Origin of the sequence: Anaeromusa acidaminophila DSM 3853 (assembly GCF_000374545.1) — a bacterium.
GTDB classification, from domain to species: domain Bacteria; phylum Bacillota; class Negativicutes; order Anaeromusales; family Anaeromusaceae; genus Anaeromusa; species Anaeromusa acidaminophila.
Window position 1 is genome coordinate 1 of sequence record NZ_KB894629.1, and the last position, 2,482, is coordinate 2,482.

General features: G+C 44.8%; 1 protein-coding gene. It reads right to left on the bottom strand.

Going from position 1 to position 2,482, the window contains the following annotated elements; translation table 11 throughout:
• Positions 1 to 128: 128 nt before the first annotated feature.
• Positions 129 to 1,922: a group II intron reverse transcriptase/maturase gene (ltrA, locus tag C508_RS0117250; protein WP_018704816.1), complete on the bottom strand. Its 1,794-nt coding sequence runs from the start codon at positions 1,920 to 1,922 to the stop codon at positions 129 to 131.
• Positions 1,923 to 2,482: the final 560 nt, after the last annotated feature.

Consider the following 2,482-nt stretch of genomic DNA (forward strand, 5'->3'; position numbering starts at 1 on the left):
ATGCCGATGCTTTGAAACTTCATGTAGAGTAGGGAAGTACCGCCTTGCCGCATTACTGCGACAGGTTTGTTCCACCCTCTCCCCAAACCGTGCTTACACCTCTCGATGTACACGGCTTTCCATTTACGCTATGACGAATGATGAATTCCATTATGGCAGGACTTGCAAACTACCAAAGTTTTTCGTTTGCGGGCAATCATAGCCCGCTCCCATTGTTCCTTTCCCTTGAGATTTTTCAGCTTGTTGATGTGGTGAATCTCAAAGGTGGTATTGCTATCCGCACCGCACAATTCACATTTCTTCATTTTCAAACGGTTTTCAAGAGAATTTGCGTTGGTAAAATGGGCGTGATGGGTAATTTTGTCCACTTCGCCATTGAATATAGCGCTTTTATTCAGATCTGAGAATTTTATACTCATCATCTTTTTTGCGCCATTTTTAGTTTCGTAGGGGATACCCCACGAATGTCCCGCTTTGTATTTTCTCTTGATAGCCGAGATCCTGGTCTTATGTTTTTGCGCCAGCGTTTTCAGGCAACTGTATTCCATGAGATATACGAAATACTTTAGTTTGGCGAAATTGCTCGCTAAACTGTAATAGTTACAAATTCCACGCGTTTGCGAATTGTAGGTGTCCAGCACTTCCAAATCAGTCAATCCGTACATCGACAGCCTTTGCCACGGTATCAAGGTCCCATCTTTGTCTTGCTTGACGATTTTTCGCTCAAACATAAACCGTTCGATTTTCTCAAACGGTACCAGAAGCTCCACGGAATTGTTCAATGTCCGTTGTATCGTGCCATTGCCTTTACGCTTACACTCATTGTTACGACGAACATTAACGTCATATCCGAGAAATCTTGCGTTTTCGGAACTGTGTGTGATTTTGGTTTTATCATCACTAAGCTCCAGTTTGAGTTTTTCGGAAAGGAACGACTTTAACTGCTGCTTGATTTCCTCGCATTCTTCCCGCGTACCGCACACGCTGATGATAAAATCATCAGCATAACGGACATAAGCCAACTTTTTATCGGTTGCGTCTTTATATGGAAGCGTTCTGATTTCCGTTTTAAGCTTTTGGATTTTATCCAATACCTCTTTGCGTTCCTCATCACTTACGCAATCCGCATACAGCTTTCTGACACGTTCAATCTCGCGTGCCTTCGTGCTGTAGATCGTGGTTCTGACTTTTTCTGCAGGGCGTGAAAAATCTTGCTTCAGCTGTTCAACCTTCTTGTCCAGTTCGTGCAGATAGATGTTGGCAAGGATAGGCGACAAAATACCGCCTTGGGGTGTTCCGCTGTAGGTCGCGTGATACTGCCAAGCCTCCAAATACCCTGCTTTCAGAAATTTCCCGATAAGCGTGACAAACTTGCTGTCCTTGATTTTCTCCGACAGCAAATTCAATAGCACTGCGTGGTCAATATTGTCAAAACAGCCTTTGATATCACCCTCGACAAACCATTTTGCTCCGCGGAAACTGCGACTGATTTGTTTCAGTGCAGTATGACAGCTTCTGTTCGGTCTAAAACCATGCGAACGATCGCTGAAAATCGGCTCATAAATTGCTTCCAGAAACTGCCTTATCACATCTTGAACAAGTTTGTCCCGAAATGACGGTATGCCAAGCGGGCGCATCTTTCCGTTTTGTTTTGGGATATGCGTTCTTCTGACCGGTTTGGGCATATAGGTTTGGTTTTTCAGTTCATCAATGATTTGATGAACATATTCCATCCCAAAGCCGTCCGCCGTGTCATTATCCACGCCTTTTGTTCCCGCGCCTTTATTGGCATAGAGTTTTTTGTATGCGGTCAGATATATATCTTCCCGTAACAAATATCTGTAAAGTCGTGTGTAGACACCGTTAGTGTGTTTCGCTGAATTCTGATACATTCGTTCCAAAATTTCAGATGTTGGTTTCATTCGAGGATTCTCCTCCCTTTCATCTTTAATTTTGAAGTCGCATAAACTGCTCCCCTTCGCCATGTTGACGGCGTTACCGTCATCGGACTACTACGGAAGCTCCGTACCCTTAGGTCATATTCAAGCCCAGAGCTATAGCCTCTTTCGCGGCATTGACCCTTAGGATATCCCCAGTTAGCGTCATTACTTGGATTCCGGATTGTCGGTTTCGCTTTCGGTTCTTTAACACGGGTTCTCCCGCTCGTGCTGTGGTATTTGCAATCATTCCAACGTTGAAGGATGTAACGTTAGACAGCCACAGAATGGGTTTCAGGCTATTTTCCCAATCCCCCTTAGAAATGGACACTCAAACCTTGCGTTCACCAAACTCAGGTTAAACCTCATATCCGGTTGCCATTGCGGTTCTAGTCGTGCCCTTTAGCCTTTGGGCAACTTACCGCTTTTCTGCCGTACTCTGTTCCCGTGTCAGCTTTCGCCTTTCGGTTAGGCAGATTGGCTCACCCATGATTGTGGGTGGTAGTTCCTTATCCTACTTTTAATGACGCCCTATCTGGGCGTAC